The sequence below is a fragment of the Kitasatospora sp. CB01950 genome (assembly GCF_001905465.1).
In the GTDB taxonomy this organism is placed as follows: Bacteria; Actinomycetota; Actinomycetes; order Streptomycetales; family Streptomycetaceae; genus Kitasatospora.
In genome coordinates this window covers 782829-799282 of sequence record NZ_LISX01000001.1, presented here as the reverse complement: position 1 = coordinate 799282, position 16454 = coordinate 782829, and the positions used below count along the sequence as shown (strand labels likewise).

Here is a 16454-nt window from a genome sequence, read left to right as displayed (position 1 = left end):
ATGAGGGGGTGGAGATCGAATCGTTCCGGGCGCTGCTGACCGAGCAGGGGCAGGCGCTGCTGGCCGAGTTGCGGGAGTTCACCGCGGAGCAGGAGCTGGCGCTGGCGACCCGGCTGCGGCGGGAGTACCCGTCCGAGCTGGTGCGGGCGGCGTTCGAGCAGGCGCGGTTGCGGCAGCGGGCGGAGGCGAAGTTTGGGGCGGACGCCCGGTCGATGTACTTCACCCAGAACGGGGTGGAGCAGGCGACGCGGCGCAGCGTCGCCGAGTGGCGGGCGGGCCGGTTCGCGGCGCTCGGGGTGAAGCGGCTGGCGGACCTGTGCTGCGGGATCGGCGGGGACGCGATCGCGCTGGCCCGGGCCGGGATCGCGGTGCTGGCGGTGGACCGGGACGAGCTGACCTGCGAGGTGGCGCGGGCGAACGCGGCGGCGCTGGGCGTGGCGGAGCTGGTGGAGGTGCGCTGCGCGGACGTCGCGGACGTCGACACGGACGGTTTCGACGCGGTGTTCACCGACCCGGCACGGCGCACCTCGCGCGGCCGGGTGTTCGACCCGGAGGCGTATTCGCCGCCGCTGTCCTGGGCGGTGGAGGCGGCCCGGCGCACCCCGTTCGGGGCGTTGAAGGTGGCGCCGGGGATCCCGCACGAGCTGGTGCCGGAGGGCGCCGAGGCGGAGTGGGTGTCGGACCGGGGCGAGGTGAAGGAGGCGGTGCTGTGGTTCGGCACCGGCGCTGCCGAGCCGTACCGGGCGACGCTCCTGCCGGGCCCGCACTCGCTGGCCGGCGGTGCGCTGCCGGACCCGCCGGTGGGCCCGGTGGGCCGGTATCTGTACGAGCCGGACGGCGCGGTGATCCGGGGCCGGATGGTCGCCGAGGTCGTCGGGGCGACGAACGGCCGGCTGCTCGACCCGATGATCGCGTACGTCACTTCGGACGAGCTGCACCCGACGCCGTACGCGCACGCCTACGAGCTGACCGACGTACTGCCGTACAACGTGAAGAAGTTGAAGGCGCTGGTGAAGGAGCGCCGGATCGGCACCGTGGTGATCAAGAAGCGCGGGGCGTCGGTGGTGCCGGAGGAGTTGCGGCGGCAGCTGAAGCCGTCCGGGCCGAACGCGGTGACGGTGATCGTCGCGCGTACTGCGGCCGGCCCAGTGATGATGCTGGGTCAGCCGGTGGGCTTGGCGATGTAGTCGTCGAGGCGGGCGACCGCGAAGCCCTGCTCCTGGATGCGGGCGAGCATCTCGCCGAACATCGAGGTCATGCTCTCGCCCTTGAGCTCGGACGGGCCGCGGAAGTGGGCGAGGATGATGTCGCCGTTCTTCAGCTTCTTGTCGGCGGACTGGTACTGCATGTCGTGGATCTGCATGGATTCCCGCCACAGCACGATGGCGCGCGGCCCGCACTCCTGCACCGAGGTGTTCAGGGTGGGGGTGTTGGCTCCGTCGCCGAAGGGCGGGCGGAACAGGTACGGGGCGGTGCCGTACTGCTCGGTGAGGGCGGTCTGGTCGTCGCAGATCTCGGACTTCTGCTTGGCGGCCGGGATCTTGCTCATCACCGGGTGGTCGACGGTGTGGTTCTGGATGGTGTTGCCGAGCGCCTGCAGCGGCTTGAAGTAGGCGTAGTCGTTCTTGACGATGTCCTTGGTCAGGAACATCGTGATGGGCACCTTCAGGTCGGTGAGCATCTGGACGAACTTGGGGTCCTTCTCGGCCCCGTCGTCGATGGTGATGAAGACGACCTTGTCCTGGGTGGGGACTTCGCTGAACACCGGCACGGTGCCGGACTTGGTCAGCTTGATCGGCTTGTCGGCGGGCGGCGGGGGCGTCTTGGCCAGCGGCTTGAGGCCCCACTTCGCCCATGCGGCGTCACCGGCCGCGTCCTGGGCGGGGGTCGACGCCGCGCCGGACGGCGCACCGGTGCCGGAGGAGGAGGCGGCGGCGGGCTGCGCGGGGGCGGCCGACTTCGTGGCGGGCGCGGAGCTGCCGCACCCGCTCGCGGCCAGCAGCACGGCGAGTGCGCCCATCCCGTATCCGATCCGGGCCCTGTTCATCACCGGTGTCCCCCACTCTCCAAGCTCTACAGGCGTGTCGATGTACTGGACGAACGCTACCGGCTCCGCGGTTGCCTACCCGGCATCCGTACGGGTGAAGGTCCAGTGGTGCACCGGGCGCGCCAGCAGCTCCGCCGGGGGCTGCGGCACCGGCTGCGGCTCGCCCGCCCAGAGCGCGATCATCAGCACCCGCTCGCCGGGCGCGGTGAACAGCTCGACCCGCTCCAGCCCGGCCGCCCCGCGCACCGCCGGAAGCGCGAACTCCCGCGCCCAGGCGTGCAGTTCACTCCCTCGGCCGTCCGTCGCCCGGGCCTCCCACATCGCCGCCAGGGTCACTTCAGCGCCTCGTGGGCGTGCGCGTGGAAGTCTCCGTGCCGCGCCGGGACGTGCGTCTCGGTGACGGGCAGCGAGGAGTCCGCCGACAGGTCGAAGGAGGACGCGGCGCGGTTGCGCCAGACCATCTCGGCGCCGAGCGCCGCCACCATCGCACCGTTGTCGGTGCACAGGCCCGGGCGCGGCACCCGCAGCACGATGCCCGCCTTGTCGCAGCGCTGCTGCGCCATCTCGCGCAGCCGGGAGTTCGCGGCGACGCCGCCGCCGATCATCAGGTGGTCGACGTCGTTGTCCTTGCACGCGCGCACGGCCTTGCGGGTGAGCACGTCGGTGACGGCCTCCTGGAAGGACGCGGCGACGTCGGCGACCGGCACGGTCTCGCCGGCCCGCCGCTTGGCCTCGACCCAGCGCGCCACGGCGGTCTTCAGTCCGGAGAACGAGAAGTCGTACGCCGGGTCGCTCGCGCTGCTCAGGCCGCGCGGGAAGGCGATCGCCCTGCCGTCGCCCTCGCGGGCCATCCGGTCCACCACCGGGCCGCCGGGGAAGCCCAGGCCGAGCACCCGCGCGACCTTGTCGAACGCCTCGCCGGCCGCGTCGTCGATGGTCGCGCCGAGCGGCCGCACGTCGCTGGTGATGTCGCCGGAGAGCAGCAGCGAGGAGTGCCCGCCGGAGACCAGCAGCGCCATGGTCGGCTCGGGCAGCCGGCCGTGCTCCAACTGGTCGACGCAGATGTGCGAGGCCAGGTGGTTGACGCCGTACAGCGGCTTGTCCAGCGCCCAGGCGTACGCCTTGGCGGCGCTCACGCCGACCAGCAGCGCACCGGCCAGGCCGGGCCCGGCGGTGACGGCGATGCCGTCCAGGTCGCTCGCCTTGACGCCGGCGGTGTCCAGCGCGCGCTGGATGGTGGGGACCATCGCCTCCAGGTGCGCCCGGCTGGCGATCTCCGGGACGACGCCGCCGAACCGGGCGTGGTCGTTCACCGAGGAGGCGACCGCGTCGGCGAGCAGCGTGGTGCCGCGGACGATGCCGACGCCGGTCTCGTCGCAGGAGGTCTCGATACCGAGGACGAGCGGTTCGTCAGCCATTGTGATGATCCTTCAGATCGCTTGCATCGCTTGCCAGGTGGTCCAGACGCATCACCAGTGCGTCCACGTTGGCGGGCTGGTAGTAGCCCCGCCGGATGCCGACCGGCTCGAACCCGAACCGCTCGTACAGCCGCTGCGCACGCAGGTTGTCCACCCGCACCTCCAGCAGCAGCTCGGCGCAGCCGCGCCGGACCGACTCCTCGACCAGTTCGGTCAGCAGCATCGCCCCGAGGCCGGCCCCCTGGTGCCCGGCCTCCACCGCGATGGTCTGCACGTCGCCGTCCACCCCGACGGACATCAGCCCGGCGTAGCCGACCACCGCGTCGGCCCGGTCCACCGCCACCACGTAGTGCCGGCTGCCGCCCGGGTACGCCTCGGCCAGCTCGGACCAGTACATCCCGCGCGACCAGGCGTCCTCGGGGAACAGCAGGTGCTCCAGCGCCATCACGGGCTCGATGTCCCACCAGCGCATGGGGCGCAGGGAGTACTCAGCCACGGCCGGCGAGTCCCGTCCGCGTCACGCCGGAAGCACCGCCTTGTAGCCCGCGGGCACCTGTGCGTCCGGGCGCCGCAGGTACAGCGGCACGTTCGGCAGCAGCTCGCGGCCGGCGGCCAGCTCATGGACCGCGAAGTCGGCGAGCGCGCCCGCCGACACGTGCTCGGGGCCGCTCGCCGCCGGCAGGCCGTACAGCACCGCGCCCGCGCCGACCGTCCGCTCGCCGGGCTCGATCTCGGCCGGACGGTCCACCGAGGGGCCGGAGATCCGGGTGCCGGACGCGTCGTAGGAGGCCCAGTAGACCTCCTTGCGGCGGGCGTCGGTGGCGACCGTGAACGCGCCGTCCAGGCCCTCGGTGCGGGCCTGGTGGGCGATCGCGTCGAGGGTGCAGACGCCGTGCACGGGCAGGCCGAGCGCGTCGCCGAGCGCGGCGGCGGTCACCAGGCCGACCCGCAGGCCGGTGTACGGGCCGGGGCCGACGCCGACCGCGAGGTCGGTGAGCTGTCGCTTGTCCACGCCCGCGGTGCGCAGCACGGCGTCGATGGTGGGCAGCAGCAGTTCGCCGTGCCGGCGGGCGTCGACCTCGTAGGACTCGGCGAGCACGCGTTCGCCGTCGTGGACGGCGGCCGTGACGGCGGGGGTGGCGGTGTCGAAGGCGAGGAGGAGCACGCGTTCAAGGTTAGAGGGTCCGGCGCGAGTGCCCGCACCGGCCGGGAACACACGATCGGAAGAGGCCGAAGCGGCGGCGCGGACCTGGCACGATGGGCCTCGAACAGGACACCCGGAGCGTTGAGGAGCGGACGTGGCGAAGCTGGGCCCTGGTGTGGTGGTCGGCGGACTGACCCTGGGCGCCATGGCGGTGATCGGGCTGCTGGCGTTCCAGGCGAACGGCGCCGCGTCCCGCGCGGTGGCGGCCACCCCGGCCTCGGCGAGCGCCCCGGCCGCGGCGGTCTCGCCGTCGGCGAGCGAGAAGCCGACCGCTCCCCCGCTGCCGGCGGACTCCGGGGCGGGCCTGCGGGTGGTGTTCTCGCTCAAGGACCGGCAGGTGTGGCTGGTCGACCCGAAGAAGCCCGAGCAGGTGGTCGGCTCGTTCAAGGTGACCCCGGGCAACGCGCTGCCGAACCCGGGCGCCTACACGGTGTACAGCCGCACCGCGGCGGGCACCGGCACGGACGGCCGGCAGATCGAGCACGTGGTGCGCTTCGCCCAGCAGCAGGGCGCGGTGTTCGGTTTCAGCGCGCTGGTGGACGAGAACGCGCCCGCGCCGTCGCTGGACCCGAAGACGAAGACCGGCGGCATCCGGGCGTCCCGTCCGGACGGCCAGTCGCTGTGGGACTTCGCGCCGAACGGCACCCGGGTGGTCGTGGTCGCCTGACCAGCCCGCCGCGGCTACGCGGCGTGGCGCTCCGGCGGGGTGGAGACCGCCTTCGCGGCCCGGCAGGACGCCAGCAGCGCCCGCATCGGCACGGGGTTCTCCGCCGCGTCGGTGCGCGGCCGCTCGGCGTCGGCCCGCGCCGCGTCGACGGCGGCGTCGGCCGGTTCGGGACGGGCGTCGGTCCGGGGGGTGGTGCTCGCCATGGGGCGCCTCCCTAGTTAGGCACACCTAACCTGCTGACACCATCCCATCACGCCCACCGGCCGGGCCGCAACAGTTTCCCGACACGCTGTCGGAAACCGGGTTCAGCAGTCACCCAATACGGTGAGGTCGACGTCGTCCCAGCGACCGCCCAGCCCGGTCACCGTGACCCGCCGCCCGTCCGCCTCGTCCACGACGTCCGCCTCCGCACCGCCGAGCGTCCGCTCGATCCGGACCTCCAGCCGGTCCTCGGAGAGCTGCTCGACCTTGCCCTCGCCCCACTCCACGACGATCACCGACTCCGGCAGCGACACGTCCAGGTCGAGGTCCTCCATCTCGTCCAGCCCGCCGCCCAGCCGGTACGCGTCCACGTGCACCAGCGCGGGGCCGCCGGTCAGCGACGGGTGCACCCGGGCGATCACGAACGTCGGCGAGGTCACCGCGCCGCGCACCCCCAGGCCCTCCCCCAGACCGCGGGTCAGCGTGGTCTTGCCCGCGCCCAGCTCCCCCGACAGCAGCACCAGGTCACCGGGGCGCAGCAGGGCGGCGAGCCGCCGGCCCAGGCCGGTCATCCGCTCCGCGGTGGCGACGGTCAGAGTGGTCTGCGAACCCATGGCGTCCTTCTTCGTTCGTTGCGGCCACCCCTACGGTGCCACACCGCGCGCGGACGCCCGCTCAGCCCTCCTGCTGCTCCCCGCCCCACGCCCGCAGCGCGGGAGGCAGCGGGCCGGTGCCGGCCCGCTCGGCGGCCCGCTCCAGCAGGGCGACCAGCTCCCGGTCGACCAGGTCGGCGCGTTCCAGCATCACCAGGTGCCCGGCGTCCTCCACCAGCACCAGCCGGGATCCGGGCAGCGCCGCGGCGATCGCCTCCGAGTACTCGGGCGGGGTCAGCAGGTCCTTGGTGCCGGCCAGCACCAGGCTGGGCACGCCGCCCAGCGCGGCCAGCGCCGCCTGCTTGTCGTACAGCGAGAACGCCGGGTAGAACTCGGCGACCACGTCGATCGGGGTGGCGTCCAACAGCTGCTCGGCGAACCGGACCACCGCCGGGTCCACGTCCTTCCCGCCGAACGAGAACCGCCGGTAGAACACCGCCGCCAGGTCCGACCCCCAGCGCCGGGTCGCCTCCACCAGCTCCACCTGCCGGCCCAGCAGCCGCACCACGCCGGGCGCGACCCGCTTCACCATCTTCGCCCCGGCCGCGGGCAGCCCCAGCGTCACCGAGTCCCAGCCGCCGGCGAGCGTCCCGATCAGCGCCACCCCGGCCACCCGGCCGTCCGGCCCGAACAGCTCGGGATGCTGGGCGGCCAGCGCCAGCACCGTCATCCCGCCCATCGAATGCCCGACCAGCACGATCGGGCCCTCCGGCACCACCGCGTCCAGCACCGCCCGCAGGTCCCCGCCGAGCTGGTCGATCGACGCCGGTTCCCCCTTCAGGTACGAGCGGGACCGCTCGGAGCGGCCGTGGCTGCGCTGGTCCCAGAACACCTCGCGCAGCGCGCCGCGCAGCGCCGCCCGCTGGAAGTGCCAGCTGTCCTGGTTCAGGCAGTACCCGTGACAGAACACCACCGTCGGCCCGGGCCCCTCGGCGGCGTCCACCTCCACGTACAGCTCGGTCCCGTCGTCCGCCCGTACCCGCTGCGGCACCCCCCGCAACGACCCGAACGGCGCCGCCGCGTCCAGCTCGTCCCGCGCCCGCCGCCGCATCGCCCGCCCCACCGTCAGCCGCTCCACCGCGACCCCGGCGGCGGCCCCGGCAGCCAGCACCCCGAGCGATATCCCGATCAGCCCGGCCCTGGAGACCCCCGACGACTCAGCCATTACTGGCGAACCCACGGGCGCGGAGGGGTGCGAGAACAGGGGCGCGGGGAACTGCGCGAAGCGTAAGGATCACGTCAGCCGGATCGCGGAACCGACAGCCGGTTGAACGTGAGCGCGCCCCAGCGTCAACAGCCACTACTGCACCCCTCCCACATACCGCCGAGGCACCCGCCCCCCGATCCGAGTGATGATCTCGTACGCGATCGTCCCGCACGCCCGCGCCCAGTCCTCCGCCGTCGGCTCCCCCCGCTCGCCGGAGCCGAACAGCATGGCTTCTTCGCCGACCTCGGGCACGTCCCCACCGAGGTCGACCACGAACTGGTCCATCGCGACCCGGCCGGCCACCCGGTAGCGGCCGGAGCCGATCTGCACCGGCCCGGTGTTGCTCGCGTGGCGCGGAATGCCGTCCGCGTAGCCGAGCGGGATCAGGCCGAGGGTGGTGGGCCCGGGCGTGACGTAGTGGTGCCCGTAGGAGACGCCGTGGCCGCCGGGGACGCGCTTGACCAGGGCGAGCCTGGCGGTCAGCGACATGACCGGCCGCAGGCCGAACTCGGCGGGCGTGCCGAAGTCCGGCACCGGCGACAGGCCGTACATGGCGAGGCCGGGCCGGACCAGGTCGTAGTGGGACTGCGGGAGCAGCAGGGTGGCCGGCGAGTTCGCCAGGTGCCGCACCTCGGGGTCGAGTCCGGACCGTTCGGCGAACGCCAGGGCCTGCGCGAACGAGTCCAGCTGCACCTGGATGGACGGGTGCCCGGGCTCGTCGGCGGCGGCGAAGTGCGACCACACGCCGACCACCCGCAGCATGCCGTCGGCCTGCGCCTTCGCGGCGTTGTCGACCAGGTCGGGCCAGTCGTGCGGCTGGCAGCCGTTGCGGCCGAGGCCGGTGTCGGCCTTGAGGTGGACCCGGGCCGGGATGCCGGTGGCGCGGACGGCGGCGAGGAGTTCGTCCAGCGCCCACTGGCCGCCGATCGAGATGTCGACGGACTCCCGCAGCGCCTGTTCCCAGGGGCCGCCGGGCGTCCACAGCCAGCACAGGATCCGGGCCTGCTCGGGGCCGATGCCGGCCGCACGCAGCGCGAGCGCCTCCTGCGGCGTGGCGGTGCCGAGCCAGCCGGCCCCGGCGGCGATCGCCTCCCGGGCGCACTGCAGTGCGCCGTGGCCGTAGGCGTCGGCCTTGACCACGGCCATCAACTCGGGGCCGTTGGTGCGGGCGCGCAGGGCGGCCAGGTTCTCGCGCAGGGCGGCCAGGTCGACGGTCGCCTCGGCGCGGACCCCCTCCGTCAGTGCGGGTGTCCCGGTGGTGTTCGCAGTCGTCATCGCGTATCAGTCTCCCAGACCCCCGCCGGTCCCCCCATCAGGGGCGCGGCCGACCGGCGGTGCCGTGTCACCCGTCCACCTGTACGCCTGCCCCTTCCGCTGTCTCCACGCGGTGGACGGCGTTCCGGTTCCGCCGGCGGCTCGTCACTCCGCCAGCGACTGCCATACGGGATGCAGTGCGTCCGCGATGTCCAGTGCGGTGATCGGGGCGCCCGGGCCGGCGGCGTGACGGCCGGCGAGGCCGTGGAGGTAGGCGGCGGCGGAGGCGGCGTCGAGGGGGGTGAGGCCGGTGGCGAGGAGAGAGCCGGTGAGGCCGGAGAGGACGTCGCCGCTGCCGGCGGTGCCGAGCCAGCCGGTGCCGGTGGGGTTGACGCGGGCGGTGCCGTCAGGGTCGGCGACGACGGTGGTGGAGCCCTTGAGCAGGACCGTCGCGCCGTAGCGGGCGGCGATCAGGCGGGCGGACCGGAGGCGGCGGGCGGCGACGGTGTCGGCGTCGGTGTGCTCGTCGACGCCGGCCAGCAGGCGGGCGGCCTCACCGGCGTGCGGGGTGAGCAGGGTGGGGGCGGGCCGGCCGGCCAGCAGGTCGGGGCCGAGTCGGGCGAGTTCGGTGAGCGCGTCGGCGTCGGCGAGCACCGGCACGTCGGTGTCGAGGGCCTCCCGCAGGGAGCGTTCCGCGCCGTCGCCGCCGCCCGGCCCGACCACCCACGCCTGGACCCGTCCCGCGCGGGCCGGGCCGGCGTCGGTGACCAGCGTCTCCGGGTGGCGGCGCACCACCTCCTCGGCGGCGTGCCCGGTGTAGCGCACCGCGCCCGCACCGCCGCGCAGCGCCCCGGCGACGGCGAGCAGCGCCGCGCCCGGGTAGCGGGCGGAGCCGGCGGCGATGCCGACCACGCCGCGCCGGTACTTGTCGCTCTCCACGCCGGGGACGGGCAGCAGCGCGGTCACGTCGGCGTGCTGGAGGGCCTGGACGGGAGCGGGCGGCAGGTCGAGTCCGATCTCCACCAGGTGGACCACGCCCGCGTACTCCGCGCCGGGGTCGATCAGCAGGCCGGGCTTGTGGGTGCCGAAGCAGACCGTGACGTCGGCACGCAGCGCGGGGCCCGTCACCTCGCCGGTGTCGGGGTCGACGCCGGACGGCACGTCGACGGCGACCACCGGCCCGCGACGTTCCATGGTCGCGAAGGGAGCGGCGGCGGGGCGCAGCGGACCGCGACCGCCGATGCCGACGATGCCGTCCAGCACGAGGTCGGCGCGGCCGAACGCGGTCGGGTCGTCGGTGACCCGGCCCCCGGCGGCCAGCAGCGCGGCGAGACCCTCGGCGTGCGCCTTGGCCGGGTCGAGCAGCAGGGCTTCGGCGCGGGCCCCGCGACGGGCGAGACGCGCGGCGGCGTACAGCGCGTCACCGCCGTTGTCGCCGGAGCCTGCCAGCACCAGGACGCGACTGCCGTAGACCCGGGGCAGCAGCCCGGCGCAGGTCGCGGCGAGACCGGCTGCGGCGCGCTGCATCAGCGTGCCTTCGGGGAGGGCTGCCATCAACGTGGCTTCGGCGGCGCGGACTTGCTCTACGCGATGGGCGTGGCGCATGTGGCTTCTCCTTCGGGGCGCGAGCACATGCACGTCATTGTCCGCAGCGCGCTCTCACGGACGGGTGACTTCCGCCTCGCGCCACCGTTTTCGCCCCCTCGCTCTCACCCTTCGGCGATCACGACCGCCGAGGCGACGCCCGCGTCGTGGCTGAGCGAGACGTGCCAGCCCGTCACTCCCAGCACTGCGGCGCGGGCCTCGACGGTGCCGGTGACGTGGAGGACGGGGCGGCCGGAGGGTTCGACGCGGACTTCGGCGTCCTCCCAGCGGAGGCCGGGGGGTGCGCCGAGGGCCTTGGCGAGAGCCTCTTTCGCGGCGAACCGGGCGGCGAGCGAGGCGGTGCCCCGGCGTTGTCCGGACGGGAGGGTCAACTCGCTTGCGGTGAAGAGGCGTTCGGCGAGGCCGGGGGTACGTTCCAGGGACTCCCCGAACCGTCCGATGTCCGCCACGTCGATGCCGACCCCGATGATCACGCCCGTCTCCCTCGTCCATGCCTGCGCAGCTCCGCGCACGCAGGCATGGACGATACGCGGGCTACTCGACGGTGACGGACTTGGCGAGGTTGCGCGGCTGGTCGACCTCGTGGCCCTTGGCGGTGGCCAGTTCGCAGGCGAAGACCTGGAGCGGGACGGTGGAGACCAGGGGCTGGAGCAGGGTCGGGGTGGCGGGGATGCGGATCAGGTGGTCGGCGTAGGGGACGACGGCTTCGTCGCCCTCCTCGGCGATCACGATGGTCCTGGCGCCGCGGGCCCGGATCTCCTGGATGTTGGAGACGATCTTGTCGTGCAGGACGGAGCGGCCGCGCGGCGAGGGCACCACCACGACGACCGGCAGGCCCTCCTCGATGAGCGCGATCGGGCCGTGCTTGAGCTCGCCGGCGGCGAAGCCCTCGGCGTGCATGTAGGCGAGCTCCTTGAGCTTGAGCGCGCCTTCGAGGGCCACCGGGTGGCCGACGTGGCGGCCGAGGAAGAGCACCGCGGGGGCGTCGGCCAGCGAACGGGCGAGCGCGCGGACGGGCTCCATGGTGCCGAGCACCTGCTCGACCTGCCGGGGGGCGTCGCCGAGTTCGCGGATGACGGAGGAGATCTCGTCGCCCCACTTGGTGCCGCGCACCTGGCCGAGGTAGAGCGCGACCAGGTAGCAGGCGACCAGCTGGGTGAGGAAGGCCTTGGTGGAGGCGACGGCGACCTCGGGGCCGGCGTGGGTGTAGAGCACGGCGTCGGACTCGCGCGGAATGGTCGAGCCGTTGGTGTTGCAGATCGCCAGGACCTTGGCACCCTGCTCGCGGGCGTGCCGCAGCGCCATCAGGGTGTCCATGGTCTCGCCGGACTGCGAGATGGCGATGACCAGGGTGCGGTCGTCCATGATCGGGTCGCGGTAGCGGAACTCGCTGGCGACCTCGACCTCGCAGGGGATGCGGGTCCAGTGCTCGATCGCGTACTTGGCGATCATGCCGGCGTGGAAGGCGGTGCCGCAGGCGACGATGACGACCTTGTCGACCTCGCGCAACACCTGGTCGGGGATGCGCAGTTCGTCGAGGGTGAGCCGGCCGTCGGCGCCGATCCGGCCGAGCAGGGTGTCGGCGACGGCCTTGGGCTGCTCGGCGATCTCCTTGAGCATGAAGTAGTCGTAGCCGCCCTTCTCGGCGGCGGAGGCGTCCCAGTCGACGTGGTACTCGCGGACCTCGGCGGGCGTGCCGTCGAAGTTGGTCACGGTGACGCCGTCGCGGCGGAGTTCGACGACCTGGTCCTGGCCGAGCTCGATCGCCTCGCGGGTGTGCGCGATGAATGCGGCGACGTCGGAGGCGAGGAAGTTCTCGCCGTCGCCGACGCCGACCACCAGCGGCGAGTTGCGGCGGGCGCCGACCACCACGTCGGGCGCGTCGGCGTGCACCGCGACCAGGGTGAACGCGCCGTCCAGCTGGCGGCAGACGGTGCGCATGGCCTCGGCGAGGTCGCCGTCGTAGGCCTCGGAGAGCAGGTGGGCGACGACCTCGGTGTCGGTCTCGGAGCGCAGCGTGTGGCCGCGGTCGGCGAGTTCGGCGCGCAGCACGGCGAAGTTCTCGATGATGCCGTTGTGGACGACCGCGACCTTGCGGTGGTCGTCCAGGTGGGGGTGGGCGTTGGCGTCGTTGGGCGCGCCGTGGGTGGCCCAACGGGTGTGGCCGATGCCCGTGGTGCCGGCCGGCAGAGGGGTTTCGGCCAGCGACTTCTCCAGGTTGACGAGCTTTCCGGCCCGCTTGTCGGTTGCCAGGAGCCGCTGCCCGTCGGCTCCTTCGGTCTGCACCGCGACACCGGCCGAGTCGTAGCCCCGGTATTCCAGCCGCCGCAGACCGGCGATCACTACGTCGAGGGCCGCTTGCGGGCCCGTATATCCAACAATTCCGCACATATGCGCCAGCATAGGTGTCGCTGTTCGAGGCCCGTCGGGTCGGATGACCACACCGGGTGACCGACACCACAGCACCCGACGGCCCGGACACGGCCCACAATGGATGCTGTGCTGACCGAACTCTGTACGAGGGGCGTACCCGCCGCGCCCACCCCCTCCCCGTACGTGGATCTGGACCGCGCCGAGTGGAGCGCGCTGCGCGAACGCACCCCGTTGCCGCTCACCGCCGACGAGGTCGAACGGCTGCGCGGCCTCGGTACCGCGCTGGACCTGGACGAGGTCCGCGACGTCTACCTGCCGCTGTCGCGCCTGCTGAACCTGTACATCCACGCCACGCACGAGCTGCGCGGCGCGCTGGGCACCTTCCTCGACACGCCCGACACCGAACGGGTGCGGACCCCGTTCATCATCGGCGTGGCCGGGTCGGTGGCGGTCGGCAAGTCCACCACGGCCCGGCTGCTGAAGGCGCTGCTCGCCCGCTGGCCGGAGCACCCGCGGGTGGAGCTGGTCACCACCGACGGCTTCCTGCTGCCCAACGCGGAGCTGCGCCGGCGCGGCCTGATGGCCCGCAAGGGCTTCCCGGAGTCGTACGACCGGCGGGCGCTGATGCGTTTCGTCGCGGACGTGAAGGCCGGCAAGGAGCGGGTCACCGCGCCGGTCTACTCGCACCTGGTGTACGACATCGTGCCGGACGAGCAGTTGGTGGTGGAGCGCCCCGACATCCTGATCGTGGAGGGCCTGAACGTGCTTCAGCCGGCCCTGCCCGGCACGGACGGGCGGACCAGGATGGCGGTCGCCGACTACTTCGACTTCTCGATCTACGTCGACGCCCGCACCGACGACATCGAGGCCTGGTACCTGGACCGGTTCCGCAAGCTGCGCGAGACCGCCTTCCAGGACCCGAACTCCTACTTCCGGCGCTTCACCGAGGTGCCCGAGGAGGAGGCGATGGACTACGGCCGTCAGGTCTGGCGGACCATCAATCGGCCCAATCTGCTGGAGAATGTGCTGCCCACCCGAGGCCGGGCCACGCTCATCCTCCAGAAGGGCGCGGACCACAAGGTACGACGGGCTCTGCTCCGTAAGCTCTGACACCCGTTCGGCGTCACGAACCGGTTGCGATTGGAGTGACGCCGGTCTCAGACGCGACCGGTGTGCCCTTTTTCGTCGTGAATAACACCTTGCCGGGCCGTCTATCATCAGGACGGCCTGGTTCAAGTGTGCTCACTTGGCTACGTCCGCACGCACGCGACACGAGACGGTTTCGGGGGCCATGCTCGCTTTCCTGCTCCAGCTCCGCCAATGGTGGACTGTCGGCGCCGTCTACCCGTTCGCCGTCTTCATGAGCGGCGTGTGGATCCTCTGGTTCGTCCGACTCGCCCTGGCCCGCCGCTACCGGCCGTGGAAGCGCCCGTACTCCGGCACCACCTCCGTGATCATCCCGGTGGTGGACGAGCCGGCGGACCTCTTCCACTCGGTGCTCGACCGGATCATCGACCAGCAGCCCACCGAGATGGTGGTGGTCATCAACGGCAAGCGCAACGAGACGCTGGAGCAGGTCTGCGACCAGCTCGGCGTCTACTGGCTGTGGACCGAGACCCCGGGCAAGCGCAACGCCCTGAAGGTCGGTCTGGAGGCCTGCACCGGCGACATCACGGTGCTGGTCGACTCCGACACCGTGTGGACGCCCTCCACACTGTCCGAGCTGGTCAAGCCGTTCCGCGACGAGACGGTCGGCGGTGTGACGACCCGCCAGCGCATCCTGGAGCCCGGCCGGTCGGTGCTCACCCGCTGGGCGGACTGGCTGGAGAGCGTCCGCTGCCAGTACTCGCTGCCCGCGATGAGCGTCCTCGGCACGGTCGGCTGCCTGCCCGGCCGGACCATCGCGTTCCGCCGGAAGATCCTGCTGGAGTGCATGGAGGACTTCCTGTCGGAGAAGTTCCTCGGGGTCTTCCTGGAGGTCAGCGACGACCGCACGCTGACCAACTACACGCTCAAGCAGGGCTATCGGACGGTCTACCAGTCCACGTCGCTGGTCTACACGGACGCCCCGCTGAAGCTGGGCAAGCTGACCAAGCAGCAGTACCGCTGGGCCCGCGGCTCGCAGTACAACACGCTGCGGATGCTGCCGTGGATGCTGCGCCGGGCGAAGATGCTCGCGCTGTTCTACCTGGTGGACATCCTGGTGCCGTTCGTCCTGCTGGGCTCCTTCGCCTCCTGGGGCAGGGCGCTGTGGCGGCACACCGGCCCCAGCCTGTACATGGAGCTGCCGCTGCCGGCCGTCCACTGGAAGGCCATCAGCACGATCCTGGTGCTCGCCGCGGTGATGTCGGTACTGTCGCTGGCAGTCCGGTTCGGGCGTCACTTCGCCTACCGGGCGCAGGACTTGGTGTTCCTTCCGGTGTTCATGGTCATCAACACGTTCATCCTGCTGCCGGTCCGGCTGCTGGGGTTCTTCCGGATGGGCCACAACGCCTCCTGGGGCACCCGCAAGGACAGTTTCGCGGGCGAGAAGGTCCGCAGTGCCAAGGTGGTCATTCCCTATCTGCTGGGCAGCGCCATGTTGATCGGGTCGGTGATGATGAGTGTCTGAGACGGCGTCCGAGACGAGATCCAAGGCGGTCCCCAAGCAGGCCGGGCCGCCCGAGGCCGAGCCGAAGGCCGCCCGCCGCCGCAAGAAGATGCACTGGTGGTCGCGCGGCAGCGGCATCCGGCTGCGGGTCTGGATGACCGTCAACGTGCTGCTGCTGGGCGTCCTCTGCTGGGGTGTCATGGCGGCGCTCAACCTGGACAGCAAGGGCCCCCGGTACGCGGGCCTGGGGCATCCGGTCGGCGCGCCCGGGATCAAGCAGCTGATCAACCCCGCGCCGCCGGCCGTGCCGGACAAGTCGATCTTCGACACCCCGAACGGCAAGTACTTCGGCGTGGCGACGCCCGAGGCGCCGTGGTCCTCCGGCGAGCTCGACTCGATCGCCGACAAGACCGGTGTCCGGCCCACCATGACCGAGTACTTCGTGCGCTGGACCTCCGAGTTCGACCCCAAGGCGGTCTCCCGCGCGTACGCGCACGGCACCCTGCCGGTGCTGTCCTGGGAGCCCTGGGACGGCGAGGACGCCGGGCACACCGACCAGCCGACCTTCGCGCTGTCGACCATCATCTCGGGCGCCCACGACGACTACATCCGGCGTTTCGCCCACGGCGTGGCCGCCCAGAAGTGGCCGGTGGCGATCCGCTTCGCGCACGAGATGAACGGCGTCTGGTACCCCTGGTCGGAGGGCGTGAACGGCAACCAGAAGGGCGAGTACGTCCAGGCCTGGAAGCACATCCACGACCTCTTCAAGGAGGCCGGGGCGGACAATGCGATCTGGATATGGAGCGCCAACATCGTCCGCCCGGTGCCAAAGGTCGAGCTGCCGCCGCTCTACCCCGGTGACGACTACGTGGACTGGGTCGGCCTGACCGGCTACGGCACCAAGAACGAGGCCACGGCCGCCGACACCTTCGGGCCGACCCTCGACATCGTCCGCCGGATGACCAAGAAGCCGATACTCATCACCGAGACCGGCCGCGAGCCCAACTCGACGCTCAAGGTGAAGTGGACCACCGACTTCTTCGACTGGCTCAACCAGCAGTCGGACCTGCTCGGCTTCATCTGGTTCGAACGCGACACCGACCACGGCGCCCAGACGGACTGGCGGTTCGAGGAGACCCCGGAGTCGCTGCAGGCGTTCTCCAAGGGCATCGCCACCGTCAAACTCGCCGACGGACTGCCGCACTGACGCAGCAACGCCGAACGGGCCCGGAGGA

The 16454-nt window shown here is 72.4% G+C and carries 17 protein-coding genes; 5 read left to right on the top strand and 12 right to left on the bottom strand.

Annotation, left to right across the window (positions count from 1 at the left end; all coding sequences use genetic code 11):
* The first annotated feature begins 8 nt into the window (after positions 1–8).
* Positions 9–1187, top strand: coding sequence for a class I SAM-dependent methyltransferase (locus AMK19_RS03795; protein WP_073807981.1), 1179 nt, complete (start codon positions 9–11; stop codon positions 1185–1187).
* Here the strand turns inward: AMK19_RS03795 and AMK19_RS03790 are convergent.
* The 5 genes from AMK19_RS03790 to tsaB form a co-directional block, all read right to left on the bottom strand.
* Positions 1163–2047, bottom strand: a complete 885-nt coding sequence (locus AMK19_RS03790) for a polysaccharide deacetylase family protein (protein ID WP_073807980.1) — start codon at positions 2045–2047, stop codon at positions 1163–1165. The genes AMK19_RS03795 and AMK19_RS03790 overlap by 25 nt on opposite strands.
* A gap of 75 nt (positions 2048–2122) precedes the next feature.
* Entirely contained in the window at positions 2123–2383 is a 261-nt protein-coding gene (locus tag AMK19_RS03785; protein ID WP_073807978.1) for a hypothetical protein, read from the bottom strand.
* Positions 2380–3465, bottom strand: a complete 1086-nt coding sequence (tsaD, locus tag AMK19_RS03780; protein ID WP_073807976.1) for a tRNA (adenosine(37)-N6)-threonylcarbamoyltransferase complex transferase subunit TsaD — start codon at positions 3463–3465, stop codon at positions 2380–2382. Before tsaD ends, AMK19_RS03785 begins: the two co-directional genes overlap by 4 nt.
* Positions 3458–3937, bottom strand: coding sequence for a ribosomal protein S18-alanine N-acetyltransferase (gene rimI / locus AMK19_RS03775; protein ID WP_073807974.1), 480 nt, complete (start codon positions 3935–3937; stop codon positions 3458–3460). The genes tsaD and rimI overlap by 8 nt, the downstream gene beginning before the upstream one ends.
* A 45-nt stretch (positions 3938–3982) precedes the next feature.
* Positions 3983–4630, bottom strand: a complete 648-nt coding sequence (tsaB, locus tag AMK19_RS03770; protein WP_073807973.1) for a tRNA (adenosine(37)-N6)-threonylcarbamoyltransferase complex dimerization subunit type 1 TsaB — start codon at positions 4628–4630, stop codon at positions 3983–3985.
* Positions 4631–4763: 133 nt separating this feature from the next.
* Between tsaB and AMK19_RS03765 the strand changes: the two genes are divergently transcribed.
* The gene (locus AMK19_RS03765) at positions 4764–5336 is read left to right on the top strand and encodes a L,D-transpeptidase (protein WP_143200023.1); all 573 of its coding nucleotides are present in this window, start codon (positions 4764–4766) and stop codon (positions 5334–5336) included.
* A gap of 14 nt (positions 5337–5350) precedes the next feature.
* On the opposite strand, the gene AMK19_RS03760 is transcribed toward AMK19_RS03765, so the two are convergent.
* The 7 genes from AMK19_RS03760 to glmS all read right to left on the bottom strand — a co-directional run bounded on the left by AMK19_RS03760 (position 5351) and on the right by glmS (position 12647).
* Positions 5351–5539, bottom strand: a complete 189-nt coding sequence (locus AMK19_RS03760; RefSeq protein WP_073807971.1) for a hypothetical protein — start codon at positions 5537–5539, stop codon at positions 5351–5353.
* A 102-nt stretch (positions 5540–5641) separates the two neighbouring features.
* Entirely contained in the window at positions 5642–6151 is a 510-nt protein-coding gene (tsaE, locus tag AMK19_RS03755) for a tRNA (adenosine(37)-N6)-threonylcarbamoyltransferase complex ATPase subunit type 1 TsaE (RefSeq protein WP_073807970.1), read from the bottom strand.
* 61 nt (positions 6152–6212) lie between these two features.
* Entirely contained in the window at positions 6213–7355 is a 1143-nt protein-coding gene (locus AMK19_RS03750; protein WP_073807968.1) for an alpha/beta fold hydrolase, read from the bottom strand.
* A 135-nt stretch (positions 7356–7490) separates the two neighbouring features.
* Positions 7491–8672: an alanine racemase gene (gene alr, locus AMK19_RS03745; RefSeq protein WP_073807967.1), complete on the bottom strand. Its 1182-nt coding sequence runs from the start codon at positions 8670–8672 to the stop codon at positions 7491–7493.
* Between the two features lie 144 nt (positions 8673–8816).
* Positions 8817–10256: a bifunctional ADP-dependent NAD(P)H-hydrate dehydratase/NAD(P)H-hydrate epimerase gene (locus tag AMK19_RS03740; RefSeq protein ID WP_073807966.1), complete on the bottom strand. Its 1440-nt coding sequence runs from the start codon at positions 10254–10256 to the stop codon at positions 8817–8819.
* A gap of 104 nt (positions 10257–10360) precedes the next feature.
* Positions 10361–10729, bottom strand: a complete 369-nt coding sequence (locus AMK19_RS03735; RefSeq protein ID WP_073807965.1) for a holo-ACP synthase — start codon at positions 10727–10729, stop codon at positions 10361–10363.
* Positions 10730–10790: 61 nt separating this feature from the next.
* Positions 10791–12647: a glutamine--fructose-6-phosphate transaminase (isomerizing) gene (gene glmS, locus AMK19_RS03730; RefSeq protein ID WP_073807963.1), complete on the bottom strand. Its 1857-nt coding sequence runs from the start codon at positions 12645–12647 to the stop codon at positions 10791–10793.
* 99 nt (positions 12648–12746) lie between these two features.
* Between glmS and coaA the strand changes: the two genes are divergently transcribed.
* The 3 genes from coaA (at position 12747) to AMK19_RS03715 (ending at position 16426) form a co-directional block, all read left to right on the top strand.
* Positions 12747–13739: a type I pantothenate kinase gene (gene coaA, locus AMK19_RS03725; RefSeq protein WP_073807962.1), complete on the top strand. Its 993-nt coding sequence runs from the start codon at positions 12747–12749 to the stop codon at positions 13737–13739.
* 181 nt (positions 13740–13920) lie between these two features.
* Positions 13921–15240 (top strand): glycosyltransferase family 2 protein, encoded by a 1320-nt coding sequence (locus AMK19_RS03720; protein WP_073807961.1) that lies wholly within the window; start codon positions 13921–13923, stop codon positions 15238–15240.
* Positions 15233–16426, top strand: a complete 1194-nt coding sequence (locus AMK19_RS03715) for a glycoside hydrolase family 26 protein (protein WP_073807959.1) — start codon at positions 15233–15235, stop codon at positions 16424–16426. Before AMK19_RS03720 ends, AMK19_RS03715 begins: the two co-directional genes overlap by 8 nt.
* Positions 16427–16454 lie beyond the last annotated feature (28 nt).